Source organism: Paenibacillus sp. R14(2021), assembly GCF_019431355.1.
Lineage (GTDB): Bacteria > Bacillota > Bacilli > Paenibacillales > Paenibacillaceae > Paenibacillus_Z.
Genome location: NZ_CP080269.1, coordinates 1,604,890 through 1,630,360, shown reverse-complemented (window position 1 = coordinate 1,630,360; position 25,471 = coordinate 1,604,890). Strand labels below are relative to the sequence as shown.

The window sequence follows — 25,471 nt, the reverse complement described above, 5'->3', positions numbered from 1 at the left end:
GGGCGTATACTTGCTACAAGATGGCCAGACAAAGAAACGGTATCTGATTATCGCAAAGCACGCAGCTTGCAACGATGAAGAACCTAGCCCATTATTGGGCAAACGATTACGACTGGCGTAAATTTGAGGCTAAGTTGAACGCTCTGCCGATGTTCGTCACCAATATCGATGGGGAGGACATTCACTTCATTCATGTCCGATCGAAGCATGAGAACGCGATGCCAATCATCATTATGCACGGATGGCCAGACTCGATTGTCGAAAAGCTGAAGCTTATCGACTCCCACTGACCAATCCCACGGCATATGGCGGGAAGGCGTCGGACGCGTTCAATGTAGTCATTCCATCGATGCCTGGCTATGGGTTTTCAGGAAAACCAACTACGACCGGCTGGGCCCTGATCGGATCGCTCATGCTTATGGAGAGCTGACGAATCGCCTTGGCTACAAGAAGTATGTGGCGTCAGGCGGCGACTGGGGCGCCATTATTGCAGATGTAATGGGTATTCAACAGCCTAGTGGTCTAATCGGCATTCACACCAACTTGCCCTTTGTGGTTCCGTCCGATCTAGAGAAGGCAGTTCAAGCCGGAAAGGGCTACCCGCCGGGACTGTCAGGCGAAGAAAAACGAGCATGCGAGCAGTTGGATTTCTTTTATAAGCATGTTGCATACGCTCTGATGATGGGAACGCGCCCGCAGACGCTTACGGGACTCGCGGATTCGCCGGTGGGTTTGGCCGCCTTTATGCTGGACCATGAAGCGAAGAGCCTGGACTTGATTACTAAGGCATTCAACGGACCACTAGAAGGCCTTTCCAGAGATGATGTTCTCGACAACATCACGCTCTACTGGTTGACGAATACGCCGATTTCAGCTGCTCGCCTCTACTGGGAGAATAAATATCCGTTCTTTGCCCCTAAGGGTATCAAACTTCCTGTTGCCGTGAGCGTGTTTCCCGACGAGGTCTATGAAGCGCCGAAAACCTGGACAGAAAAGGCATATCCAAATCTAATCTTTTCAAAAAACTCAACAAAGGCGGACACTTCGCGTCGTGGGAGCAGCCGAAGCTCTATGTGGATGAACTACGCAATGGCCTCAGGTCGCTACGCTAATTTAGCCTAAGATTATTGGGGTCAACATCGTTATTCCGTGTTTAGAATCATTAGACGTTGCGGATCCACCGATAATATATCTCAGAATATGTAAAAAAATATAATAGATGTAAATCTCTTGGAAAAATACTTCCGTCAAAGCAGCTCAAAGACCATACCTAGAACTGCTTTATTTGTATGTTAAATAGCCCCCACCTCGCGGTGGGAGCGGACCATGGCACGAACAGCCAATTCTTTCACAGGATTACAAATGGCTTGATCAACCGCTCGCTCGATTTGTCAAAATCGCGCTCACTATAATACTGAAGTGATGCTCAGCTCTTGGCGCGGACGAGGGCTGGTCACCGAGCCACGCGAGCGCAGTAGTTAGTGAGATCAAGTCATCACCATTTATGTCAGTACGCGCTAGACCCTCGGCCTGAGTGCGAGCGAGAAGCCGAGCGCCTGCCATTCGTAACGTGACGCACGAGGCATGGAGTGCGGACTCCGTATCCTCGATGGCTGTAATCATAGCTGCTACAACACCTTGATAGCTGCCCGTAAATGTAACGACATCGCGCAGCCACGACACAAGTGCATCATCTGATGAACTCGCAGTTTCGAGTTCACGTGCCGTAGCCGTTAGCTCGTCGAAGCCTGTACGTAGCAATGCTTCAAGTAGCGCCTCTCGGGTCGGGAAATGACGATACAATGTGCCGAGCCCGACGCCAGCTCTGCGGGCAATATCACGCAGCGATGCATCGGTACCGTGCTGTGTTACAACCTCGTTCGCGACTGCCAGTATGTGCTCATAGTTTTTCATTGCATCGGCTCGCATATACTTCCTCCTTGACAATAGGAGCAGTGCTCCGTATAATATAAACGGAACAATGCTCCTTTTAAAGTGGGTCACTGTTCAGGTAAATATAACTCATCTATATGAAAGGAGAAAGCAGGATGTCCACAGGCACAATAAGACGTTTGCATGAATTCGACAGCGGATTTTGAATGCCTGTGAATTGAAAATATATTAGTTACTTTCGTGACAAAAGATGGATGAATCGTTATGCATTTATGACGACAAACTAAATCATAAAAAATTAAGGAGCGATACAATTGAATGCTACGATTTTTGATGAATTAGGCATTATTAGAGCACAAACGTTGCTAGCAATGGAAGGCATGACTGAGGAACTCGTGAATCGTTTTCCCGATGGTTTTCGCAATAATATCCATTGGCAGCTTGGCCATATCTATTTCGTTACAGAGTATATGACGCTCTCGCAACTGAATCTTCCGATGAATCTGCCGGAAGGGTTTGTTGAACGGTTCGGATCCGGTAAGGGTCCGTTGGATTACCCTGCTTCGCTTCCTAACGCGACATTCCCAGAACTAAAATCTCTGCTTACGGAACAACTGGACAGAATCCGCAAACAATATCCATTAGACCGTTTGAACGAAAGTGTAGATCCTATTAATACGTCCACTGGACTCTCTCTGGTAACTCCGGAGCAATCGCTGCGTTACAATATGTACCACGAAGGATTTCATGCCGGTGTTCTCTCCACCTATAAAAGAATATTGTCCTAATACACCTTTGACCAGAAAAAAAGCGCACAATCGCTTTCGCTAATGCCAGATGTCTGGCAGGTGAGAGAATCAATGCTTCCGATGGTATCTTTTGAGGAATACGTGATAAGTTCCCTTGTTCACATGGATAATATAACGATTTATAACTGAAAAACAGAAAAGGTTTAAAACATATTATGAAGGAGTTTATAAATGGCAAATTTAACAGGTAAAGTGGCAATAGTAACGGGTGCTTCGAAGGGGATCGGTGCTGGCATCGCAAAGGGATTGGCGGAGGCTGGTGCGGCCGTCGTTGTCAATTACTCCTCTAGCAGGCAGGGGGCGGAACATGTCGTAACTGAAATTACCAAAGGAGGAGGCCGAGCAATCGCGGTTCAGGGTGATATGTCCAAAGCGGCGGACGTCGAGCGGTTGTTCGAGGAGACTAGAAACACTCTTGGCACGCCGAATATCCTGGTCAACAACGGCGGCATCTTCGAATTCCAGCCATTAGAGGACGTGACGGAGGAGTTGTTCCATCGCCACTTTAACATTAACGTTCTTGGGCCGATACTGACCTCGCAGCAAGCGTTGAAACATTTCCCTACAGAAGGCGGAAGCATTATTAATATCGGCACGATCGCAAGTAAAAATCCTGTTCCAACTACCATGCTTTACGCGTCGAGTAAAGGCGCGGTAGATACGATGACGATGGCACTCGCGAAGGAACTCGGACCGCGTAACATCCGAGTCAATACCGTTGCTCCGGGCTTTACGGATACGGAAGGCAACGCCGGTTTCGTGGCCAGTGAGGCCGGAAGGACACTTGCTGCTGCTACCCCGCTGGGCGGCCGATTCGGAAAACCGGAAGATATAACCCCGACAGTAGTCTTTCTTGCCTCTGATGAAGCTGCATGGCTTACGGGTGAGAGAATCAGCGCATCCGGCGGCATGCATTAAGAAGAGGAGCCATCGATTCTTTAAAATTGAATCAAAAAGGACTTCATTTTAGATCAAATCCAAAAGCAAATAATTGTCGATATCCCGGTGACCCTGAGATAATAGAAAAAGCTATTAATAAGGAGAATTATGATGGAATGGAATGAAATAACCACGCTAAATGAATGGGTAGAAATATTTGACAAATCTACAGAACGTGGACAGCTTATTTTAAAACATAGTACCACATGTCCGGTTAGCGCTAATGCGCTTCGTGAATTTGAAGATTATTTGAAAAGTACACCGAATCAAAAGATAGATTACACACTTGTCAAAGTGCTCGAATCACGTCCGGTGTCAAACAAGATTGCCGATGAATTAAATGTAAAACACGAATCCCCTCAAATGATTTTCATCAAGGATAAGGCCAAATACTGGGCTACTTCCCATTGGGCAATTACAAAAGAGCATATGACAGCAGTCCTAGATTAATATAGAAGAGGGGTTGTCAGGGCGAGCCGGAGATGTGTTAATCCATGGGATTACCGCTAGCTAGCTTATAGGGTATGACACTAAGCGGGTGTATGACACTAAATGCTGTAAACTTAGTAGCAACAATAATGTTGGGTGACAAAAATATAATAACATTGAAAGCCGCATAAGTTGCGGCTTTTTATTTTAATGTCTTAGTTCCCTAAAAAACGAACTTATAAAAAACCAAAATGAAAATAAATATATTTATATGGTGTACAAAATGAATAAGAACATGCAATAAGTCTAATTAATACTGAAATCTCCCCGCATTATACAAATGTTAAAGGGGCTTACTATAATGGTGTGCTGCAAAGTATTAATGTAATTGGATTAAAGCCAAACTCAAGAAAATTAATCGAAAATAAGCTTAGTGACGGGATTTATCCTGTTGTAACAGATTTATATCGAAACGCTGACTTAAATCTTGCAACAGGGAGAAGGAAATTAAAGTACTTTTCAGTTCGTAAAGAAGCTATTATCCCACTAAATACTCTGGAAACCGAAAAGCTGGGAGACTTCTTCCATAACCCTTTTTTTGCTGACACAGGGTCTGTTTTTCTTGCTCCAACAGGTTGGGTTCTTGAGGAAAAATTGCGTGAATCCGTTACTATTCGTACCTTCATTGTTTTTGCACGTTTACTTATTCTTGTAGTTGATTCAAGCGATAATCGTATTGTAGGGATTGATATTTACGCATAGTCAATTAAGCTAACGGGAAACGATAGTGAAATTGATGGAAAAGATGCCGCGGCGACCTGCTCCTGGCCATTGAAGTAACAGACAGTTTACCGCAACAAGGGTGTGAACTACCGATTCGGCAGCCATCATTACGCTAACTGAATTTTATATATTAAGAATTAAAAAGAACCGCCATCGCTGGCGGTTCTTTGACTCATACTAACTAACCATTTCAAGGTAGTTCTTTATTTGTGCTTCGTGATGCCTATCATGACCAATAAACATTTCTTGTAAAAAGGTTTCCAACGTATACGCACTATTATGGAATTGTCTAATGAATGCTGATTCTGAAACCAAATTGAGTTTTAAGATCAATTGTTTGCGTTGCGAAATTGCTCCCTTCAATAAATCATGTGATTTCATTTTTCTACCGAAAGTAACGGATGCTTCATTAAATGCTTGCACATCGTGATGTTCTTCAAGTATTGCTTCCTCATTGTTTATGATCTGATTAATTGTCTTAATGAAGTTCTTGTCCCAACCCATAATATGACTGATAAGGTCTTGAATCGACCATGTACCAACTAGTGGTTTGCTAAGGACATCATCAGAGTAAGGGATTAAATCGGAAATAAACACCGTCATGCTTTCTAAGTCTTTAGAGACATCAGAAATCGTTGCCACGTTATAAACCTCCAATTGATAGTATTTCGAACTATGATATTATTTATATTATAGAACAAATGTTCTTATCAATCAACAAAGTCTGTTTATAAATAGGGTGTTTTATCTAAAATCGAATTATGTATAAGGTGGACCTTAGGCAAGAAAATCGAAAGGCGTCAAATCATTACGCTAACTGGGAACGATAGCATTCCTGTAGAGCGTTAATTAAGAGCTTTGCAAAAAGAAAAGCGCCTCGGTACGATGGGAGTACGCAACGGGTCATAGCCCTTAAAATCCCATCATCCAGGAGGACGCTCTACTATGAAGTTTAAATCGCAGGACAAACAAAATCAACTCATTGAAAAAATTACCGCTCAGCATCTCGTCGTCGGGATCGACATCGCACAACTAACGCACGTTGCACGTGCAGTAAACTTTCGCGGGATCGTAATCGGCAATCCCCTATCTTTCTCAAATGACGAAGAAGGTTTTCAGATTCTTCATCGCTGGATCCAGTCGTTGCAGGCAGCCCATAACTTTAATTCCGCTATCATAGGTATGGAACCAACGGGGCATTACTGGCTAAGCGTCTCCAGATGGCTATCTGAGAAGCAATTTGAAGTTGTTCTTGTTAATCCTCATCTCGTGAAAAAGAATAAGGAAAACCGAGACAATACGCCATCTAAGAGCGATAAAAAAGATGCTCTTGTCATCGCAGACATGGTTAAAAACGGCTACTACTCGTTCATTCGCAAAACGTCTGAAGCCTTTGAAGAGCTTAGGGTCTTTCTCTCAAACCGGGACTCCGTCTTTACAAGACTCGTTAGTGCAAAGAACCAAATTCATCGTTGGGTTGACGTCGTGTTCCCTGAGCTACGTCAAGTTTTTAAGAAGCTGATGTGCAGAGGTTCATTGGCGACACTACGTCTGTTCCCGACACCAGAAGAACTGAGAAATTTAACACCGCAGGATGTTGTGAGGGGGTGGAAATCCATTATGCAACGTCAGCCTGGAAACAAGAAGGCTCAGGCCCTAATTGCTCTTGCTAGTCATTCTGTTGGCTCTACACAGGCAACGCATGCGTACAAGCTGCACTTAAAGCAACTTCTCGCTGAGTATGACTTAGCTTGTGAGCAGCTGCAGGATGTGGAGACAGAGATTATTGCAGTTTTGGATCGCATCCCTTTTGTTAAATCCATGCTTGCTGTCAAAGGGATTAGTGCCATTTCATTGGCTGGTATTCTCGGCGAAGCTGGGGATTTAAGCGGCTTTGTTCATGGCAATGCTTTGTTGCGTCATGCTGGCCTTAACCTCGCAGAGGCAAGCTCGGGCAAATGGACCGGACAGATGAAGATTAGTAAACGCGGACGATCTCGCCTTCGACGTTTCATATTCATGATGACATTGAGCTTGACAGCGAATAATCCGGAATTCAAGGCGATGCATGCATACAATGTTCAGGTGAAGAAGATGAAGAAAATGAGGTCTCTGATGAAGCTCTGTGGTAAACTGGCTCGCATTCTTGTAGGGATGGCTCGTAGTAGTGAAGCCTACAATCCTCACAAAATGATGCCGTTTCGGCTAGCAGCTTAAGTCGATAACTTACCGTTTGTTGTACGAATTTTGGCTTATTCGCGGGATTTCAAAGAAAGCACGGGGTACCGGATGTGATTGAACCAAAGGGACCGACCCGTAACGATAGCAAGACCGGCCTCCACCCCCTGGACAGGCGTAACGAAGGAATGAGAGGGCATCGACCCGCCCCGACATGGGAGTGAAAACCTCCAGGGGCGGCGTGGAGAATGCGTGCAGTATATGGAAGGATATGGGGTTTTAATCTCCCCCTCTATTTCCTCACGCCTTCATGTTGTCCTGGTCTTCAACAGGGTTGCCCAAACAGTCTTTCCGCAAATCTAGCAAGGGTGAAATCCTGCGAATAAGCGAGTATTCGTGAGAAAAATGAATCGTACTGAGGGAGTTGAACAGTCACCAGGTCAAGGCTGCCGGGCACGAACGGCAGCCTTTCGTTCAACTAACGGGCAGTGCGCGCCTAGCTAAGCTAGACACAACTTACTGATGCAAGTTCAGTCGGAGTAGGGACCAAGCCGCCTCGTAGCTAGCAGGCAGACGTCGGCGAAATCCGGCGGCTGAAGCCCTGCGAAAAGTCGCGCTCTATGCGATGAAGCAAATCTGCAGGCCGTAATGAAAATGAATCCTACCGCATCGAGAAAGTGAACCCGAAAGGGACAAGAGGGAGCCGAGCCACGACTGCCCCGGCGAAGGCCATGGAATGCGCGAAGATCTTGGAATGCAGCGCAGAAGAACCCTCCGGTGTAAAGGGATCGGCATGTAGAGACAGTTGTGTCTGGAACTAGGGAGACCCTCCCCCGCACGAAGTTTTTTTTTCGTAACGAGCAAACCTATAAGCCCTAAAGGTGAAGTGGCGAGCTGCGGGAAGGGAGTCGGAGGGGGCCATACTACCAATGATCCGGCGGACAACATAACCCCGGGGAGGGAAGGGCGCCGAGAGGCAATACCCCACTTCGTTCACGGGATATCAAGGAGGTAAGAGCAAGTGAATGCCGAATACACGGCTAACGCCACCAATGAAAACGCTCGACAACTCCAAAATACCCTCTATCTTGCGGCTAAGGTAAACCCCAAGCGTAAGTTTCATGCCCTATACGACAAAGTTTTCCGGAAAGATATCCTACAAGAAGCTTGGGCAAGAGTGAAAACCAATCGCGGTAGTGCCGGCATCGATGGACAAACGATCGCATTTATCGTTCGAGAGATTGGCGAAGCATCCTTCATCGAAGAGATCAGGCACCAGCTGATGAATGGGGAATACCGACCATCTCCAGTCAAGCGGAAAGAGATTCCGAAGCCGGACGGAAAGACACGTCCCTTGGGTATTCCAACCGTCCGTGACCGGACTATTCAGATGGCAACGAAATTAGTGATCGAAGGCATATTCGAAGCAGATTTCAAAGATTGCTCGTACGGATTTCGCCCCAAGCGGTCGGCTCACCAGGCGATTAAGAGCATCCGGGAAAGCATCAATTGGGGTGTCGTCAACTGGGTGGTCGACGTAGATATTACAGGCTACTTCGATAATATCTCCCACAGCAAGCTGATGAAACTGGTCGAAGAACGCATCTGCGACAGGCGCATTCTGAAGTTAATTAGACAGTGGCTTGAAGCAGGTGTAATGAAGGATGGTGTATGGCACAAAACGGCGATTGGCAGCCCGCAAGGCGGCGTAATCTCTCCGCTTCTGGCCAACATCTATCTCAACTACCTCGATACGATATGGGAAAAACGATTTTCTCATCTCGGAAAGCTAGTAAGGTATGCCGACGATCTTGTCATTCTGTGCCGATACAAACCGCAGGCGCTCGAGGCGATTCGTACCCTTAAAGCGATCTTTGGGAAACTGGAATTGACCATGAACACGTCCAAATCAAAGCTAGTGTGTTTGTGGAAGAACCAGGACGGGTTCGACTTCCTTGGCTTTCATCATCGGAAGATGCCTTATCTCCATAAAAACGGGACAAAGTATCGACTGCGAAGCTTTCCATCGAAGAAAGCAATGAAGAAGATGCGCACTCGTGTGAAGGAAGAAACGGCATCCAGAGGGCGGCTGCAATGGCCGCTCAAATTGATGGTCGAGTTGCTCAATCCCATGATTCAAGGATGGCGCAATTACTACGCACATCTGGATGTGGATCGAGGAATGGCAAACCGATTCCTCGCCAAGATCGACTGGTACGTCCTTAGGAGACTTAGACTTTTCTGGAACAACAAACACAGAAAGCGTAAGCAGAATTGGTCAGAGATGCACTTACTGCTTCAACGTACAGGATTGAAAACTTTATGCACATGGAAAAACCGTACTGCCCTTGATGAAGAACGTCGGAAAGCCGTATGCGGGAAAACTGCACGTACGGTTTGATGAGGAGGGGCTGGGATTCTCAGTCCTTTACTCTACTTAACGCAACAAATCCATTGTAATTATGTATAGGATATACTTGGAGAATTTGGAGGTTAATAAAACGGAGTTGGAGGACATATGACAAAATTCAATAAAGACCTTTCATTTGATGAAAAAATGAAGATTGTCCAGAAAGAAGTAAGCGAGGAAAAGGAATATCTGAACAACCTTTCCTTTGATCCAAAGCCTGTCATTGAGATTGTAAAAAGATATATCGATCTTTGGGATCCCGTCCTGCTGTTAGCAATGGAATGCCCCGAGGACGAATATGAATCGGAAATTAGAACAATATCGATTTATATTACAAAACATATGGACGATTTAGATGTAATAAAACTTGAAAGACAAATCAGAGAGGTATTTGAGGATACTTTTGAAGAGGTGATTGTTCAGGACCATAGATCGATTGATACAGCAACTCAAATGCATACTGCCATAAGAGATCTCACTTTACATTTCATGATTTAAGGCATACTCACGCAAGCCTATTGTTAAAACAAGGTGTTCAGCCTGGAACCAATTCCAATTTTAAATTCTGTGATTGTGGAAGCGATCAGATATGAATATGAGGTAAATCAAATTGTCGCCTTCCTTGGAATCCCTTCGCCCAGAGCGTACGATTTAATCGACTTTGAACCTAGGAAAGGTATCGTGTTTGAACGGATCGAGGGCTCGACTATGCTTCGTATGATTGTTCAACATCCTAACGAACTATATCGTTTAACAAAAGAGTTTACTGAACTACATTATCATATTCATAAATATGAACTAGATGTAGAGCGAAATGGAAGATCGCCTGTCCTAAAACAGAAAGTGGAATTAGCCCGTAATATACAGAACGCAGCACAACTCTCGAAAGACGTGAAGTTGTTGCCGATTGCAACGGCTAGACTATCGGAATTCGCATAACGTCATCAGGCTGCCGACATGATCTAACAATTGGCATTATTGAAGATAATGGTGTACTCAACTGGAAGGCTACTAAACCAATCTTAGAAACCCTGGAGATGAAATAATAGAGACAACCCACAAAAAAGCAACTTCTCCACGAAGGAAGTTGCTTTTTTGTTGCTTCGTAGCGAAATTTTTCAGATTCTTCATTCTAAAATTTGTTGGTCAGCCTGATACTTATTTTTCGGAGTGTGACGGTATGTTAATCATTCTAACGTTTCCGTACCCAGCTAGGGAATGGGATGATTTCTTTCTTCCCATTGGAAAATCAATTAAGGTCAACCGGCCGTTCGATTGACTTTGTTTTCGTTATCTATTTCTCAGGCACTATTTGACGTAACGTTGGAATTTTTTTGTACGGCGTACGAACCTGCAGTGCCGCATATACCGGTGCGTGCTTTTTTTCTGCGTATGGCTCTTCCAATTTTTACGGCGGATGCAGACATAGTGTCGTTTGGAGACGGAATAGACGCGGAAGCCTCGCCGAATGCAGCGAGAAAGCCATCTGGCATCCGTGCCGGCTTTCCGGTTAGCGGGAAATTTGACATGTCGCCATACTGATCTGCGAAATACCAGTGTGCCGCCTTTGACTTTACGCTTGTATTTCCACTCGTTGCCGCGCCGGAACACCATCAGCGCTCGCTTAGATTGGAAATAGAGGTAAGCCGTGTGTTTACCGACGATAGATGCTCTACCGTGTTTAATTGCGCGAGCTGCCTCTCGAAGAAATTTAGGGCCATAGTAATCATCGTCATCGAACTTGGCGATGAAGCCGTTGTCCGCGTATTTGATAGCGTAATTCAGGCATTTGCCGAGCCGGTATTTCTGAGGCAGCTGGTAAACAGTCACTTCGCCTTCCGAATAGTGGCCGGCTCGCTCCTTGTAAACCTCGATGTCCATTTTGTCATTGTTCAGGACGATGATCATTTTCTTATTCTTCCAGAGCTGTCGGTCGTAATTTTTGAACACGTTGTCGATGCAGGAGGACCTATTCGTGCATGCGATTACGGTAATCATCTAACCTTCATCTCCATTCGACGTAGGTTGAAGCTTTGCTTGGCGCCGATTCCATAACGTTTTTTGCTTGATTTTGTATAGCTTCTTGTTGATCACCTTCTGGTACAGCCGCAAGAATGCATCCGTCATGTTATGCTCGGAGTACCGGGTTCGAGCGTACCTCCTTAACGCGCGGGCACTGGGTAGCCGCTTGCGGTTGCGGACCTTCGCTGCCATTCCGGTCGTCGTGTCGCATACGAGCCGCGGCACGCCGCGAAGCACTTCAGGAACGGCGCCACGGCGGAAGCCAAGTACGGGCGTGCCGCTCGCCATTGCTTCGACGAGGACGAGCCCAAACGGCTCATCCCAGGTAGAGGTGAACAGGACGCAGTGCGCGTTGGCCAGCAACCTGCGTTTACGGTCGCCGCCGACAGGGCCGATGTAGCGGATTTTTTTACCTAGATGTGGCTTGATCTTGGCGCGGTAGTATTTCTTGTCATTCAGCGTGCCAGCGATGATAAGCTTTCGATTTGCCTTCTTGGCTACCTTGATGGCCAGGTGAACGCCTTTCTCCTTGATTAGCCTTCCGAGGAAGAGCAGGTACTTTTGCTTTTTTTTCCGGAACGTATAGTCGTCCATGCTCATGCCGTTGTGAATGGCGTAACCTTTTCCTTTACCGTACTTCCGCAATATGAATTTACTGACGTAGACCCGGGTCTGCACGTTCGACCTGATCCAATTCGAATGGGATTGGCAAATGGTCGGAATTGGAGGGTTCGCTTTCGCGACGATGCCGTAATGATCATGGATGATGTCAATGTCCTTTGGCATATTCTTGATAATGAAATCCAACTGCTTAGTTCGATCGTTCGAATCGTATTCGAACGTTTGGGTCGCGTGCGACGTCGAGCCCTTCTTGGCGAACAGAAACACCTCATGCCCCCGTTTAACAAGCTCCTCTGTCAAATAATGCACGTCACGCTGGGTACCCCCATATTTCTTTGGCGGGACAGGAATCGTATTCGTCGAGATTTGTACAATTCTCAAGCGCACCTCAGCTCCTTGTGTCTGCCATAGGCATTCACTGTAGAATATGAGCTGACTTTCCTGCGGGACACGGCTCTTGATGGCATATACCGAGTGAAAACAGCTTTAATTGCATATAACGAGCGAAGGAAAGAAGAGTGAGGTTTTAATGCGTTGGCCTGAACGCAATAATTGCAGGTATCTTCCTTCTTCGTTCGTATGTTCTTCCCAACTGGCATAGTTACAGGTGCATTGAATCAATCAAATTCTTGCTTTATCTAACTGGTTTTAGGGGCAAGTCTAGACTATTATGATTAAAATCGTCGAGTAACGGAGAACGATAGCATTCCTGTAGAGCGTTAATTAAGAGCTTTGCAAAAAGAAAAGCGCCTCGGTACGATGGGAGTACGCAACGGGTCATAGCCCTTAAAATCCCATCATCCAGGAGGACGCTCTACTATGAAGTTTAAATCGCAGGACAAACAAAATCAACTCATTGAAAAAATTACCGCTCAGCATCTCGTCGTCGGGATCGACATCGCACAACTAACGCACGTTGCACGTGCAGTAAACTTCGCGGGATCGTAATCGGCAATCCCCTATCTTTCTCAAATGACGAAGAAGGTTTTCAGATTCTTCATCGCTGGATCCAGTCGTTGCAGGCAGCCCATAACTTTAATTCCGCTATCATAGGTATGGAACCAACGGGGCATTACTGACTAAGCGTCTCCAGATGGCTATCTGAGAAGCAATTTGAAGTTGTTCTTGTTAATCCTCATCTCGTGAAAAAGAATAAGGAAAACCGAGACAATACGCCATCTAAGAGCGATAAAAAAGATGCTCTTGTCATCGCAGACATGGTTAAAAACGGCTACTATTCGTTCATTCGCAAAACGTCTGAAGCTTTTGAAGAGCTTCGGGTCTTTCTCTCAAACCGGGACTCCGTCGTTACAAGACTCGTTAGTGCAAAGAACCAAATTCATCGTTGGGTTGACGTCGTGTTCCCTGAGCTACGTCAAGTTTTTAAGAAGCTGATGTGCAGAGGTTCATTGGCGACACTACGTCTGTTCCCGACACCAGAAGAACTGAGAAATTTAACGCCTCAGGACGTGGTGAGAGGGTGGAAATCCATTATGCAACGTCAGTCTGGAAACAAGAAGGCTCAGGCCCTAATTGCTCTTGCTAGACATTCTGTTGGCTCTACTCAAGCAACGCATGCGTACAAGCTTCACTTAAAGCAACTTCTCGCTGAATATGACTTAGCGTGTGAGCAGCTGCAAGATGTGGAGACAGAGATTATTGCAGTTTTGGACCGCATCCCTTTTGCTAGATCCATGCTTGCTGTCAAAGGGATTAGTGCCATTTCATTGGCTGGTATTCTGGGCGAAGCTGGGGATTTAAGCGGCTTTGTTCATGGCAATGCTTTGTTGCGTCATGCTGGTCTTAACCTCGCAGAGGCAAGCTCGGGCAAATGGACTGGACAGATGAAGATTAGTAAACGCGGACGATCTCGCCTTCGACGTTTCATATTCATGATGACATTGAGCTTGACAGCGAATAATCCGGAGTTCAAGGCGATGCATGCATACAATGTTCAGGTGAAGAAGATGAAGAAAATGAGGTCTCTGATGAAGCTCTGTGGTAAACTGGCTCGCATTCTTGTAGCGATGGCTCGTAGTAGTGAAGCCTACAATCCCCACAAAACGATGCCATTTCAGCTAGCAGCTTAAGTCGATAACTTACCGTTCGTCGTACGAATTTTGGCTTATTCGCGGGATTTCAAAGAAAGCACGGGGTACCGGATGTGATTGAATCAAAGGGCACCGACCCGTAACGATAGCAAGACCGGCCTCCACCCCCTGGACAGGCGTAACGAAGGAATGAGAGGGCATCAACCCGCCCCGACATGGGAGTGAAAACCTCCAGGGGCGGCGTGGAGAATGCGTGCAGCATATGGAAGGATATGGGGTTTTAATCTCCCCCTCTATTTCCTCACGCCTTCATGTTGTCCTGGTCTTCAACAGGGTTGCCCAAACAGTCTTTCCGCAAATCTAGCAAGGGTGAAATCCTGCGAATAAGCGAGTATTCGTGAGAAAAATGAATCGTACTGAGGGAGTTCAAAGCATCTTGGAGTAGTTGCCAACGGCAACTGCTCAATTTTTCATTACGCTAACGGCAGGATACTTCGATTTGATTTGGAGAAAATAATACCAAATCAAAAATGGAGGATTGGTAATGAAGAATTTTCAAATTGCACTTACAATTATCTTGTCACTCACAATCCTGACAGCTTGGAAGTCACCATCAAAGCAAATTGTACAGGTCGAAGATGTTGTATCAATGCAGGTTGTCAGGAACTTTCCAGGAGCACCGGATTCTCCATTGTGCGAAATGACTAATGAACAAGAGAGAACAATCATTCTCAATTTAATCGGTAGAATAAACTCTTCAAAACCTGTCCATGGCTCAGCAGAATTTAATAAGTACCCGACAGTAATTAAAATTATTATGAATGATGGAAAGACAATGACAATTTCGAAAGCTTATAATTGGTTACATACAAGAAATGCCGATGGAAGTGGATTTTCATCAAGCTCCGGTATTAAAGATGAAATAGTGATTCGGTATGACTCGAAGACGTTTCAAGCTAAATCTAAAGAGCTATTTAATTATCTTCAATGGTTAGAGAAAGAAAGTAATGACGTTTGTAATTAGTTAAACGAGCAGGCAGTCTACATTCGGCTAGCGTATTAGCAGTTTTCAACTATTGCACTAACTGGGAACAATAGCAGAATTGAGCAGATTGCATTGGCAGTCTGTTTTTTTCATTGAAGTAACGGGAGTTTAACGCAACATCGTTTGTTTTATGCATTCTAATTTATGGAATTCACTGAAGGGATTTGGGTGGGGATACAATTGAAACGCCCTTTATTTTTTTATCATTGATAATTGAGATATTTCAATATTACTTAGAACATTTATTGGAAGATTTTATTAATTTTAAAAATGGATTAAAAAGTATACATAACACTTCATCCATTTTTGATTACTGGCCCGTCCGTCAGCAATGAGCGTTGATTTCTATTCTATTTTTTCCGTTACAAATGCTTCTACCGTTTCCTTTTTCATCTCATCAATGACTTCCATTTTCACGAACAATGAATACCCCATTTTGTTTTTAGACACGGCGACAAGGACCTGATTTTTATCGGTGCCACGTCCGCGCTTGCTATTCTCAGTCGGGGCACCGATATAAAAATCATCAATCTTCACAAGGCCTGACAGCCTGTACTGCGCATCACGATCCGCCATTGCTTTACGAATTTTATGGTGAATTTGCGTGCTCATTCATTGGTGTAACCTTCTCGTTTTTCAAGGGGCTTCGCCACACCTTTCTACCTGCTTAGCAAGTACCTTTTTCTTTTTCGTGCAAAAAAAGAGCGGGCTATCTTTTCGATAACCTGCTCTTGTTCTTGATTTTTAACCTTGCGCCTTAACTTAATGACATTGGCTTAATGGCACGCCTTTTTATGTACCTATTGTCATTGAATAGTCCTTCATGTTGAACGAACAATCGTTAAGCATTATTACATGATACATATTTCGAGTGGTATCCGGCGAGTCTAGCGGCCATGATGCACCCACGCAGAAGCACTAACTGAATCTCGGTCAGATCACCAGCACGCGTTTGGCTATGCGCGTGGCGGCTGTGACTTTGTTTTGACGCGCCGCTATTTGAACTTGACGAAATCCTGGAAGATCAGTTCAGCCCAGGTATTGCCCCTGGCCTGGACGAGCGAGCCGCCATCCTTGAGCGGTCCTAGCGCAATCGGTGCGAAACCGAGTTGTTCGGCCAGAACCGCGACCGGCGCCACCGCATTTTCGTCGTCGCTTGATAAAAACACGACGCGGCTGCCGCCATTCACGCTCGGATCAGCGGCCAGAACGGCAGCGGGCAGATGGTTAAAGCCCTTTACGAACCTGGCGCCGGTAAACGCTTTGGCGACAACTGCGGACGACGGTTGACCATCCAGGTCTTCAACGGGAGCAAATGTATTTGTCGCGTCGATAATCGTCTTGCCCTGCCAGGTTGTGATCTGCTTCGCTACTTCGCGATGTTCCCAAAACGGAACCGCCAGGAAGATCGTGTCGGACGCGATTGCATCCTGCAGCGTCCTAGGGACAACGGTGGGGCCGATCGCTCGTGCCTGCTGCATCAACATCCCGGGAGGGCGACGGCTGGCGACGGTCACATCGATGTTCTTTCTTGCAAATGCTCGGGCGAGTGCTTGGCCTACCTCGCCAAAGCCAATAATCGAATAGCTCATGAACTCTCCATTCAGGGGACGTTTTGATCAACCACGGCCCCATGTTAAAATTGGTAACTAATCAGGATTCCATACTTATCGACACAACTCGGATCATCTTCGTCAAGTTGACAAGCCCCACACACGCTTTTCGGCGTGACCTCAGATGGCCGATAAGCCGCCGTCGACAGGCAAATCCACCCCATTCACGAAGCTCGAATCGTCTGAAGCAAGAAAAAGCGCGGCCGTAGCAATTTCCTCAGGACGGCCCATCTTTCCCCGCGGGATCACGGATTCGAACATCCGCTTCGTCTCCTCGTCGAGAGCTTGGTCCTGCATCGGTGTGGCGATCGGCCCCGGGCTCAGCACGTTCACCCGGATATTCCTGCCCTTCAGTTCGTTGAGCCAAGTGCGTGCGAATGAGCGCAACGCCACCTTGCTCGCCGCATACACGCCGAAACCAGGAAAACCTTTCACCGAAGTAACTGACCCGGTCATGATGATCGATCCGCCATCGTTGAACAGCGGCAACGCCTTCTGGACCGCAAAAAGCGTTCCGCGCGTATTCAGGCCGAAGGTCGCATCGAAGTGCTGCTCGGTAATCTCGCCCAGTGGGCCGGCTTCGCCCGTGCCAGCGCTCGTGAATAGAACATCGATCTTGCCCTTTTCCCGCTTTACTGTATCGAACAGGTGGTCGAGGTCGTCGAGATTGGCCGAGTCGCCGCGCACGCCGGTCACATTCCGGCCAATCAGCTTGACGGCCTCGTCGAGCGCCTCCTGCCTCCGGCCCGTGATGAAAACATAGGCGCCTTCTTCAACGAACCGCTTGGCGCTCGCCAGCGCCAAGCCGCTCGATCCACCCGTGATGACTGCAACCTTACCTTCAAGCTTTCCCATGATGATTTCTCCCTTCGTTTGCACAAATTTGCTGTATATTGTGGATCGCTGATCCAGATACAGGTTCATTTTATATGGATCAGCGATCCATTGTCAAGGAAATTTATGCGAAATCACGCCATAAAACAATTACTTACAACCTGATTGCAGTTCCCTTTCGGAACATTAGTAATAATATTTGCTAGAATGTTTCCAAAAGGAACATTTATAATGTAATATATTAATAGGGGTGATTTAGGTGGCTACATTCGCCGAGAGATTTAAAATGCTTCGTGAAGAGCGAGGATGGACGCAGGAGCAAGCTGCAGAACGATTGAAAATATCTAGACCTACCATAGCTGGATACGAGTCTGACAAAAAAGGCAGAACACCAAGGAAGGAAACGATCGATAAGATTGCCACTCTTTTTGGGGTTTCTATAGACTTTTTATTAGGTCGCATTAACGAAGAATACAGTGGCCAGTACTCAGATTCTAGAAAATATTTCCGAGCGAGCGCTGGCACGGGCGAAGCCGGCCCACTGGGCAAGATTACCGAGCAACCCTTGTCAAGGCGATTTATGCGAGCCGACGCCAGAAAAAATTACAGCCATCTACTTGCAGTCGCGCGTGACGTCGTCACCGAGCATGGTGCCGACGCGTCCATGCGAGATATCGCCCGCCGGGCCGACGTCGGCTTGGCCACACTGCTTCGCCATTTCCCGACGCGAGAAGCCTTGTTCGAAGCGTTGCTGCGTATGAATGTGGACGCACTGACGCAGCAGGCAGCCGAACTCGAAACGTCGTATCCACCTGACAAAGCGCTGGTATCCTGGTTTCGCGAAGGGGTGGCATTCGTTCATAGCTATAGCGGCGTTTGCGCCTTGATGGCGAGCGCCCACGCGGACCCGGACTCCGCGCTTCACGCTTTAAGCACAGCGGTGCGGTCAGCGGGCGCGCGACTACTGCTCCGCGCTCAGGCCGAGGGAACGGCGCGCGCCGATATGGATGGGGTCGACCTGTTCGCCCTGATGTCGTCGCTCGGCTGGCTCGTCGGCCAGCCCGGATTCGCGCCACGGGGGGATCATCTCTTTCACGTTATTACGAGCGCCATCCTGATAAATCGGCCGAGCAACGGTGTCAAGAAGTCAACGTGTTGAATCAGATTTGCCGACGCAATCCTCGTGATTTGGCGAAAGTTGGATTTTACAAGCGCTTGGGAATAAAGCATTTACAAATTATTGAAGATAAAATATAATCATCTTGACCGAAAGCATCGGCGAAAAAGCTCTGGCGGAAGCACCGCTGGAGCTTTTTTATGCTTTTTAGATCTTAAGCGATGGTCCAGAATTTGTATGCAAGGGTCCATATTCAAGTTAATATGAAGAGAAATATATATCGGAGGAGATCCCTTGAAACGCTTAAAAGTCGCGCTTGGACTTATGCTTGCCGCATCCCTTTGCATCGGCTGAATCGTTTATGCGCAATCTGTTTCATCAACAAAATTACAGGGAACGCAGTTGATTGGGCATTTACCCAGGCAGATCAGCACCCAGAAAAGCTTCTGGTTACGCTGGGAACATTTGTTCAATGGACCACCTGGGGCAGCTTGCCGACTCAGCAACTGCTCCTTCTGTCATTAAACTAAAGGGCAGTGCGCGCCTAGCTAAGCTAGACACAACTTACTGATGCAAGTTCAGTCGGGGTAGGGACCAAGCCGCCTCGTAGCTAGCAGGCAGACGTCGGCGAAATCCGGCGGCTGAAGCCCTGCGAAAAGTCGCGCTCTATGCGATGAAGCAAATCTGCAGGCCGTAATGAAAATGAATCCTACCGCATCGAGAAAGTGAACCCGAAAGGGACAAGAGGGAGCCGAGCCACGACTGCCCCGGCGAAGGCCATGGAATGCGCGAAGATCTTGGAATGCAGCGCAGAAGAACCCTCCGGTGTAAAGGGATCGGCATGTAGAGACAGTTGTGTCTGGAACTAGGGAGACCCTCCCCCGCACGAAGTTTTTTTTTTCGTAACGAGCAAACCTATAAGCCCTAAAGGTGAAGTGGCGAGCTGCGGGAAGGGAGTCGGAGGGGGCCATACTACCAATGATCCGGCGGACAACATAACCCCGGGGAGGGAAGGGCGCCGAGAGGCAATACCCCACTTCGTTCACGGGATATCAAGGAGGTAAGAGCAAGTGAATGCCGAATACACGGCTAACGCCACCAATGAAAACGCTCGACAACTCCAAAATACCCTCTATCTTGCGGCTAAGGTAAACCCCAAGCGTAAGTTTCATGCCCTATACGACAAAGTTTTCCGGAAAGATATCCTACAAGAAGCTTGGGCAAGAGTGAAAACCAATCGCGGTAGTGCCGGCATCGATGGACAAACGATCGCATTTATCGTTCGAGAGATTGGCGAAGCATCCTTCATCGAAGAGATCAGGCACCAGCTGATGAATGGGGAATACCGACCATCTCCAGTCAAGCGGAAAGAGATTCCGAAGCCGGACGGAAAGACACGTCCCTTGGGTATTCCAACCGTCCGTGACCGGACTATTCAGATGGCAACGAAATTAGTGATCGAAGGCATATTCGAAGCAGATTTCAAAGATTGCTCGTACGGATTTCGCCCCAAGCGGTCGGCTCACCAGGCGATTAAGAGCATCCGGGAAAGCATCAATTGGGGTGTCGTCAACTGGGTGGTCGACGTAGATATTACAGGCTACTTCGATAATATCTCCCACAGCAAGCTGATGAAACTGGTCGAAGAACGCATCTGCGACAGGCGCATTCTGAAGTTAATTAGACAGTGGCTTGAAGCAGGTGTAATGAAGGATGGTGTATGGCACAAAACGGCGATTGGCAGCCCGCAAGGCGGCGTAATCTCTCCGCTTCTGGCCAACATCTATCTCAACTACCTCGATACGATATGGGAAAAACGATTTTCTCATCTCGGAAAGCTAGTAAGGTATGCCGACGATCTTGTCATTCTGTGCCGATACAAACCGCAGGCGCTCGAGGCGATTCGTACCCTTAAAGCGATCTTTGGGAAACTGGAATTGACCATGAACACGTCCAAATCAAAGCTAGTGTGTTTGTGGAAGAACCAGGACGGGTTCGACTTCCTTGGCTTTCATCATCGGAAGATGCCTTATCTCCATAAAAACGGGACAAAGTATCGACTGCGAAGCTTTCCATCGAAGAAAGCAATGAAGAAGATGCGCACTCGTGTGAAGGAAGAAACGGCATCCAGAGGGCGGCTGCAATGGCCGCTCAAATTGATGGTCGAGTTGCTCAATCCCATGATTCAAGGATGGCGCAATTACTACGCACATCTGGATGTGGATCGAGGAATGGCAAACCGATTCCTCGCCAAGATCGACTGGTACGTCCTTAGGAGACTTAGACTTTTCTGGAACAACAAACACAGAAAGCGTAAGCAGAATTGGTCAGAGATGCACTTACTGCTTCAACGTACAGGATTGAAAACTTTATGCACATGGAAAAACCGTACTGCCCTTGATGAAGAACGTCGGAAAGCCGTATGCGGGAAAACTGCACGTACGGTTTGATGAGGAGGGGCTGGGATTCTCAGTCCTTTACTCTACTTGGAGCCAGGCGTCAACAACTGCCTGTTTTATTTTGACCCCCAGTCCAAACTTCAAACTTGTGCATAGTTTTTCTAATGCATTGAGTGACATGGAAGGATGAGGGGAACATGAAACCAAATCGCAAATGGAAAAATAATACACATACGAAGAAAAAAACGAAAAAAGAGGAGCAGCAACCCTCAGAACAACAGCTTGATTCAAATATCAATGAGCTCGAATGGTTAGACGAAAAGGACGAAAAGAAGGTAAAGGAAAGACGAAGGACAAAGTATTAAATTCCTCTTTCGTAACGAAATCCGTGAATTGAGCGTTTTTTCGCTACAACGAATGGTAGCGGGATAATCAACGCAGCAAAAAACCACCGCTACTCACGGTGGCCCTGGTTGAACTAAATGAGGTGCTTCGCTCGTTGAAAGATCTGAAGCATTGTATCGAAATCTTCCTTTAAGGTCACTTCATTCATTACTTTTGGTACCTTTATTAATTGTTGCAGTTCATCATTCTTAATCCTTATTTCCTCTTTTAATTCACCGATCTGTTTGGCCATGTTCTCTATAAGCTTTTGTTGTCTTCTAGCCAACTCAACAATTTGATCAGTGATTGTTAATTTGGTGTCCTGTTCATCGATTGCAGCAATAGTAACTTGCTTACTAACTGAAGCCCTTTGAATTTGATTCCGCTCTAGCTTAGCTTCCTTAATTTCATTTAAGTAACTTTTTCTGACTTCTGAATTCCATCTAAATCCGCAAGCACTTTCTGTACGTCCTAATAGTTCGGCTGCCTCAGCAAACCCCACTAATTGGGTACTTTTATTTCGAATGTGTTTAATTACAATATTAGCGAGAAGTATATCTTCCTCTGACCGCCAACCATCTTTTCTGGCTTCCTGCATGGTATCCATCACCTCAACAACGAATTAGTAGCCATTGTTACCTGTTCTCTTATATTTATGCAGAGATACAAGGAAACAGCAAAGGCAGCCGATAGGCACTCTAAACGGATTATTGAGACATGTCCATCATGCAGAGCCGTTTCATCTTTTACGAGATCAAACACTAAAAACCCTGAAATTATCACTGCTCGAGCGTGTATCAGACTATTCGACCGAACACATGGACGCCATCGAACGAGAATACAATCGGTTGCTCAATTGCGTAGAGGGGTTTCCGATCAAACCCGAGATCCATATTTTCATCAGGAATACGGCCATTCTACAACGAAAGCTAACTTTATCCAGTTCATATGAACGAATCAAAAAATGATCGTTGCCGGCCACGGCATATCGGGGAATGATTCACGTGCCAAACCCAGACTTGAAAGGAAAACACCATTAGATGGTCAAAACACCGGAAGGTCGCAATGAGCAATTTAATCTGTTCGAGAGCATGTGTCGGCCAGTGGAGACTGGTAACAACTTCTACATTCCCTCTCTCTTACCAGAGTGTACCGTATGAAGGATACAGAAAAAGAAATATTTCGAATAGGTTAGATTTTCAAAGTGGAGGAGTGAGCTATTGAAAAGGCAGCTCAGAAGGCAACTACATAGCTCAGGAACAGGAATTCTCGCACCGATCGTAGCTTCGATCAGCTTAATCGTACTACTACTAATTATAATGTCTGTTACAGTAACAGCTACGTTTTTTGCCGTTGTAATCGGAGGGATAATATCGGGGCTAATTATTATGCTTCTGGGTGAGAAATTATTTTTCATGAAATCTTTCTACAAAAGACTAGATTCATCGCTGAGGCTATCTTCTTTTACTTCGTAGTTTCGTGTCTTGTTCCGGGGGTCATAATCATCATTTTGCGTGGATAATCGTGATCCACCGGCAACCAAGAACTCGAAACCGACAGGATTCGAAGAACGAGTCACGATAACAACAAGGAACAGGCTGCCTTTCATTGGCAGCCTGTTAATATTACTTCGATTTCTTTTTTGCTGCGGACCTGCCTTGCTTCTTCGGATCATCCGATGGCGGTGCGGCATGCTGTGAACCGTTAGGCTTTATGTCGACCAAGCTCAACTACTCCTTTCCTAAGATTCTCCATTAGTAATGCGCAGATTCGCATGAACTATGCCGTAAAATCTGGGTCAAATGAATAAATGAAGTCATTTTCACCATAATAGTTCAAGTACTACACCTACATATCGATTGGAGGATAAAGCATGCTTGAAAATCTCGAGAGTAATTATGATTGTGCCAATGCAGGCGATGATTTGCATCAACTCAAGCAGGAACTCGAATCGCTTCGTGCTCAGCAAGCAGATCAAGAAACGATCAATCGACTAGAAAATCAAATTTCGTTCATATTAAACAAATGCGATATTAGCCATTAGTCAGAATATGAAAAACAACAAATCTCCTTCTTTCCCCGTAAAGTGGTGAAGCAGGGGATTTGTTTTTTGTCGGGTGAAAAGAACTTGTCTCGTTAATGCCGCATTAAATGCGGCTTTTTGCGTTATGGGTTAAAGTTCTTGTCAAATTCGAACGACAAGTACTTTATCTCATTTCCCAACAGAACAAACAAAATGACGAATAAGATCCGTACCGGAATCATTGTGATTGATACTGGTCGATCACAAGAAAGCATAGCATTCCGATCTGTGGAGTTATTTGGATTTGGTGTATAATTCGTCTTTATAGCTGGACAAAATAGTTAGGTCAATTATTTTTGGACTTTGACGTGAAGATATGGATGGTAGACATTGTCATGATGTCTACCGTCTTTTCAATCTGTAGGGGATATTAAGAATGGGATCGGCAGATCCCCAATTATTGAACGAGAGGTTGGGATGAAAGGAATGAATGTACATCTTAAACAGGCAGCGGCAATGATACTTCCTGATTTGAAAGATAAAGTCGCGTTAATTACAGGAGCCGGTTCAGGTATCGGAAGAGCTGCGGCGATGATGTTGGCGAAGCAGGGGATGAAAGTGTGCCTCGTTGATTTGAAAGATGAGAGAAGAGAGCAGACGAAGGAGGAAATCGTGGCAGCAGGCGGCCAATCCATCACGGTTGATGTCGATATCTCAGACCCCGCACGGGTGGCGCAAGCGTTTGAAGAAACGGCGAAAACCTGGGGGAGACTTGACGTTGTTTTTGCCAATGCGGGAATAAACGGAGTTCTGTCGCCAATCGAAGACATGGAGCCAAAGGATTGGGAGCGGACCCTTAACGTTAATCTTAAAGGTACGTTTTTAAGCGTAAAGTACGCCATTCCGCATATGAAAGAGCGCGGCGGAAGCATTATCATTACGAGTTCCATTAATGGAAGCAGAGCATTCGCAGGTTTTGGGATGGCGGCATACAGCACCTCCAAAGCTGGACAGGTTGCATTTATGAAGATGGCGGCGCTTGAGCTCGCCAGATACAATATTAGAGTTAATGCGATTTGTCCTGGAGCAATCGATACGAATATAGGTGAAAATACTAAGTCAACGCCTGAGCTTGAGAAAGTCATTATCCCCGTTAAGTACCCTAAAGGGAATCAGCCGCTTGAGCATGCAGCCGGCCAACCGGAGCAAGTAGCCGACTTGGTAGCATTTCTGGCATCAACAGCTTCGAGCCATATTACAGGTACGGAAACGTATATAGATGGGGCGGAATCATTGCTGTAAATTGAGGGATTAGATGAAGAAATTGCGTCGGGGCATGTCATGTGACAAGAACATTATCTCATTAAAGGCCGCGAATATCGCGGCTTTTTGCATTTATGGGATCGGCTTAGACCCGTCCGCTAAACACAATTCGGTCTCCACACCTTGGATAAGTATGACGATGGAATGTGAGGGCCTAGACCCGTCGAGCCATGGGATGGTAAACACCAGGGCACTTGTGGAGTTTGCGTGCAGTAAGTTAAGCAGAAAGGAATGGTGTCGGAGGACAAGAACATATATGTTTAAAAAGCCGCGTGGGTGCGGCTTTTTTTATTTTAACGATACATATTTAAGGAAAGCATTCTTGCCTTTTATTGATCAAATAATAGCGGCGTTGTCGGAGGACGACGAAGAACCCACGACCAGAAAACCAGAAGAAATCCTGTCGGGTGACAAGAACATTATCTCATTCAAAGTCGCGAAAATCGCGGCTTTTTTTATTTATGGGATCAAGTTCTTGTCAAAACCAAATGACAAGAACTTGACCCCATTACCGAAATTGACAAGAACTTGATCTCATTCCCGACAATAGGATAGGAAATTAAATAATAAAGTCGCAAACAGACCCGACTGGATCCAC

General features: G+C 46.2%; 24 protein-coding genes and 1 pseudogene. 17 read left to right on the top strand and 8 right to left on the bottom strand.

All coding sequences use genetic code 11. From position 1 onward, the window contains the following. The first annotated feature begins 74 nt into the window (after positions 1 to 74). A complete protein-coding gene (locus tag KXU80_RS07840) occupies positions 75 to 290 on the top strand; it encodes an epoxide hydrolase N-terminal domain-containing protein (RefSeq protein ID WP_219837662.1) in 216 nt (71 codons plus the stop codon). A 166-nt stretch (positions 291 to 456) separates the two neighbouring features. Next, positions 457 to 1,122: a hypothetical protein gene (locus tag KXU80_RS07835; RefSeq protein ID WP_219837661.1), complete on the top strand. Its 666-nt coding sequence runs from the start codon at positions 457 to 459 to the stop codon at positions 1,120 to 1,122. Between the two features lie 249 nt (positions 1,123 to 1,371). On the opposite strand, the gene KXU80_RS07830 is transcribed toward KXU80_RS07835, so the two are convergent. Then, on the bottom strand, positions 1,372 to 1,929 hold the full coding sequence (locus tag KXU80_RS07830) for a TetR/AcrR family transcriptional regulator (protein ID WP_219837660.1): 558 nt from the start codon (positions 1,927 to 1,929) through the stop codon (positions 1,372 to 1,374). A gap of 278 nt (positions 1,930 to 2,207) precedes the next feature. Here KXU80_RS07830 and KXU80_RS07825 point away from each other — a divergent pair, with 278 nt between their 5' ends. The 4 genes from KXU80_RS07825 to KXU80_RS07810 all read left to right on the top strand — a co-directional run bounded on the left by KXU80_RS07825 (position 2,208) and on the right by KXU80_RS07810 (position 4,832). Continuing rightward, positions 2,208 to 2,681 carry a DinB family protein gene (locus KXU80_RS07825; protein ID WP_219837659.1) on the top strand — a complete coding sequence of 158 codons (474 nt, stop codon included), beginning with the start codon at positions 2,208 to 2,210 and terminating at the stop codon, positions 2,679 to 2,681. Positions 2,682 to 2,873: 192 nt separating this feature from the next. Then, positions 2,874 to 3,620, top strand: a complete 747-nt coding sequence (locus KXU80_RS07820; protein WP_219837658.1) for an SDR family NAD(P)-dependent oxidoreductase — start codon at positions 2,874 to 2,876, stop codon at positions 3,618 to 3,620. Between the two features lie 132 nt (positions 3,621 to 3,752). After that, on the top strand, positions 3,753 to 4,091 hold the full coding sequence (ytxJ, locus tag KXU80_RS07815) for a bacillithiol system redox-active protein YtxJ (RefSeq protein WP_219838924.1): 339 nt from the start codon (positions 3,753 to 3,755) through the stop codon (positions 4,089 to 4,091). A gap of 345 nt (positions 4,092 to 4,436) precedes the next feature. Then, complete coding sequence (locus KXU80_RS07810) at positions 4,437 to 4,832, top strand: hypothetical protein (protein WP_219837657.1); 396 nt, start codon at positions 4,437 to 4,439, stop codon at positions 4,830 to 4,832. 198 nt (positions 4,833 to 5,030) lie between these two features. Here KXU80_RS07810 and KXU80_RS07805 read toward each other — a convergent pair whose 3' ends face one another. Next, positions 5,031 to 5,495, bottom strand: a complete 465-nt coding sequence (locus KXU80_RS07805; RefSeq protein WP_219837656.1) for a ClbS/DfsB family four-helix bundle protein — start codon at positions 5,493 to 5,495, stop codon at positions 5,031 to 5,033. Between the two features lie 303 nt (positions 5,496 to 5,798). Between KXU80_RS07805 and KXU80_RS07800 the strand changes: the two genes are divergently transcribed. The 3 genes from KXU80_RS07800 to KXU80_RS07790 all read left to right on the top strand — a co-directional run bounded on the left by KXU80_RS07800 (position 5,799) and on the right by KXU80_RS07790 (position 9,939). Beyond that, positions 5,799 to 7,070, top strand: coding sequence for an IS110 family RNA-guided transposase (locus KXU80_RS07800; RefSeq protein WP_219837655.1), 1,272 nt, complete (start codon positions 5,799 to 5,801; stop codon positions 7,068 to 7,070). Positions 7,071 to 8,052: 982 nt separating this feature from the next. Continuing rightward, the gene (ltrA, locus tag KXU80_RS07795; RefSeq protein ID WP_219837646.1) at positions 8,053 to 9,432 is read left to right on the top strand and encodes a group II intron reverse transcriptase/maturase; all 1,380 of its coding nucleotides are present in this window, start codon (positions 8,053 to 8,055) and stop codon (positions 9,430 to 9,432) included. A gap of 117 nt (positions 9,433 to 9,549) precedes the next feature. Then, on the top strand, positions 9,550 to 9,939 hold the full coding sequence (locus tag KXU80_RS07790; protein ID WP_219837654.1) for a hypothetical protein: 390 nt from the start codon (positions 9,550 to 9,552) through the stop codon (positions 9,937 to 9,939). Positions 9,940 to 10,749: 810 nt separating this feature from the next. Here the strand turns inward: KXU80_RS07790 and KXU80_RS07785 are convergent. Further along, a complete protein-coding gene (locus KXU80_RS07785) occupies positions 10,750 to 11,439 on the bottom strand; it encodes a glycosyltransferase family 2 protein (protein ID WP_219837653.1) in 690 nt (229 codons plus the stop codon). After that, the gene (locus KXU80_RS07780) at positions 11,440 to 12,465 is read right to left on the bottom strand and encodes a glycosyltransferase family 4 protein (protein WP_219837652.1); all 1,026 of its coding nucleotides are present in this window, start codon (positions 12,463 to 12,465) and stop codon (positions 11,440 to 11,442) included. It abuts the gene before it with no gap. Between the two features lie 438 nt (positions 12,466 to 12,903). Here KXU80_RS07780 and KXU80_RS07775 point away from each other — a divergent pair. Together KXU80_RS07775 and KXU80_RS07770 are read left to right on the top strand one after the other, a co-directional pair. Continuing rightward, positions 12,904 to 14,174 (top strand): annotated as a pseudogene (locus KXU80_RS07775) (IS110 family transposase). Positions 14,175 to 14,679: 505 nt separating this feature from the next. Next, positions 14,680 to 15,159, top strand: a complete 480-nt coding sequence (locus KXU80_RS07770; protein WP_219837651.1) for a hypothetical protein — start codon at positions 14,680 to 14,682, stop codon at positions 15,157 to 15,159. A gap of 366 nt (positions 15,160 to 15,525) precedes the next feature. Here the strand turns inward: KXU80_RS07770 and KXU80_RS07765 are convergent, their stop codons facing one another. From KXU80_RS07765 to KXU80_RS07755, 3 genes are all read right to left on the bottom strand, one after another. Continuing rightward, on the bottom strand, positions 15,526 to 15,792 hold the full coding sequence (locus KXU80_RS07765; protein WP_219837650.1) for a transposase: 267 nt from the start codon (positions 15,790 to 15,792) through the stop codon (positions 15,526 to 15,528). Between the two features lie 383 nt (positions 15,793 to 16,175). Further along, a complete protein-coding gene (locus KXU80_RS07760; protein ID WP_219837649.1) occupies positions 16,176 to 16,772 on the bottom strand; it encodes an NADPH-dependent F420 reductase in 597 nt (198 codons plus the stop codon). 141 nt (positions 16,773 to 16,913) lie between these two features. Next, entirely contained in the window at positions 16,914 to 17,648 is a 735-nt protein-coding gene (locus KXU80_RS07755) for an SDR family NAD(P)-dependent oxidoreductase (RefSeq protein WP_219837648.1), read from the bottom strand. Between the two features lie 238 nt (positions 17,649 to 17,886). Here KXU80_RS07755 and KXU80_RS07750 point away from each other — a divergent pair, with 238 nt between their 5' ends. From KXU80_RS07750 to KXU80_RS07740, 3 genes are all read left to right on the top strand, one after another. Next, entirely contained in the window at positions 17,887 to 18,786 is a 900-nt protein-coding gene (locus tag KXU80_RS07750; RefSeq protein WP_219837647.1) for an SbtR family transcriptional regulator, read from the top strand. Positions 18,787 to 19,814: 1,028 nt separating this feature from the next. After that, complete coding sequence (ltrA, locus tag KXU80_RS07745) at positions 19,815 to 21,194, top strand: group II intron reverse transcriptase/maturase (RefSeq protein ID WP_219837646.1); 1,380 nt, start codon at positions 19,815 to 19,817, stop codon at positions 21,192 to 21,194. Between the two features lie 146 nt (positions 21,195 to 21,340). After that, entirely contained in the window at positions 21,341 to 21,508 is a 168-nt protein-coding gene (locus KXU80_RS07740) for a hypothetical protein (protein ID WP_219837645.1), read from the top strand. A gap of 113 nt (positions 21,509 to 21,621) precedes the next feature. On the opposite strand, the gene KXU80_RS07735 is transcribed toward KXU80_RS07740, so the two are convergent. Then, positions 21,622 to 22,125 carry an RsfA family transcriptional regulator gene (locus KXU80_RS07735; protein WP_219837644.1) on the bottom strand — a complete coding sequence of 168 codons (504 nt, stop codon included), beginning with the start codon at positions 22,123 to 22,125 and terminating at the stop codon, positions 21,622 to 21,624. A gap of 1,275 nt (positions 22,126 to 23,400) precedes the next feature. Between KXU80_RS07735 and KXU80_RS07730 the strand changes: the two genes are divergently transcribed. From KXU80_RS07730 to KXU80_RS07720, 3 genes are all read left to right on the top strand, one after another. Beyond that, complete coding sequence (locus KXU80_RS07730; RefSeq protein ID WP_219837643.1) at positions 23,401 to 23,571, top strand: DUF2524 domain-containing protein; 171 nt, start codon at positions 23,401 to 23,403, stop codon at positions 23,569 to 23,571. Positions 23,572 to 24,036: 465 nt separating this feature from the next. Continuing rightward, complete coding sequence (locus KXU80_RS07725; RefSeq protein WP_258171313.1) at positions 24,037 to 24,852, top strand: SDR family oxidoreductase; 816 nt, start codon at positions 24,037 to 24,039, stop codon at positions 24,850 to 24,852. Positions 24,853 to 25,129: 277 nt separating this feature from the next. Then, entirely contained in the window at positions 25,130 to 25,405 is a 276-nt protein-coding gene (locus tag KXU80_RS07720; protein ID WP_219837642.1) for a hypothetical protein, read from the top strand. The last annotated feature ends 66 nt before the right edge of the window (positions 25,406 to 25,471 follow it).

What these genes read in the sequence shown, in the direction of transcription:
- KXU80_RS07840 (WP_219837662.1), top strand. Translation starts at nt 75, where the DNA reads ATGAAGAACCTAGCCCATTATTGGGCAAACGATTACGACTGGCGTAAA.
- KXU80_RS07830 (WP_219837660.1), bottom strand. Translation starts at nt 1,929, where the DNA reads ATGCGAGCCGATGCAATGAAAAACTATGAGCACATACTGGCAGTCGCG.
- KXU80_RS07820 (WP_219837658.1), top strand. Translation starts at nt 2,874, where the DNA reads ATGGCAAATTTAACAGGTAAAGTGGCAATAGTAACGGGTGCTTCGAAG.
- ytxJ (WP_219838924.1), top strand. Translation starts at nt 3,753, where the DNA reads ATGGAATGGAATGAAATAACCACGCTAAATGAATGGGTAGAAATATTT.
- KXU80_RS07800 (WP_219837655.1), top strand. Translation starts at nt 5,799, where the DNA reads ATGAAGTTTAAATCGCAGGACAAACAAAATCAACTCATTGAAAAAATT.
- KXU80_RS07790 (WP_219837654.1), top strand. Translation starts at nt 9,550, where the DNA reads ATGACAAAATTCAATAAAGACCTTTCATTTGATGAAAAAATGAAGATT.
- KXU80_RS07785 (WP_219837653.1), bottom strand. Translation starts at nt 11,439, where the DNA reads ATGATTACCGTAATCGCATGCACGAATAGGTCCTCCTGCATCGACAAC.
- KXU80_RS07770 (WP_219837651.1), top strand. Translation starts at nt 14,680, where the DNA reads ATGAAGAATTTTCAAATTGCACTTACAATTATCTTGTCACTCACAATC.
- KXU80_RS07765 (WP_219837650.1), bottom strand. Translation starts at nt 15,792, where the DNA reads ATGAGCACGCAAATTCACCATAAAATTCGTAAAGCAATGGCGGATCGT.
- KXU80_RS07760 (WP_219837649.1), bottom strand. Translation starts at nt 16,772, where the DNA reads ATGAGCTATTCGATTATTGGCTTTGGCGAGGTAGGCCAAGCACTCGCC.
- KXU80_RS07755 (WP_219837648.1), bottom strand. Translation starts at nt 17,648, where the DNA reads ATGGGAAAGCTTGAAGGTAAGGTTGCAGTCATCACGGGTGGATCGAGC.
- KXU80_RS07740 (WP_219837645.1), top strand. Translation starts at nt 21,341, where the DNA reads ATGAAACCAAATCGCAAATGGAAAAATAATACACATACGAAGAAAAAA.
- KXU80_RS07735 (WP_219837644.1), bottom strand. Translation starts at nt 22,125, where the DNA reads ATGCAGGAAGCCAGAAAAGATGGTTGGCGGTCAGAGGAAGATATACTT.
- KXU80_RS07730 (WP_219837643.1), top strand. Translation starts at nt 23,401, where the DNA reads ATGCTTGAAAATCTCGAGAGTAATTATGATTGTGCCAATGCAGGCGAT.
- KXU80_RS07725 (WP_258171313.1), top strand. Translation starts at nt 24,037, where the DNA reads ATGAATGTACATCTTAAACAGGCAGCGGCAATGATACTTCCTGATTTG.
- KXU80_RS07720 (WP_219837642.1), top strand. Translation starts at nt 25,130, where the DNA reads ATGTTTAAAAAGCCGCGTGGGTGCGGCTTTTTTTATTTTAACGATACA.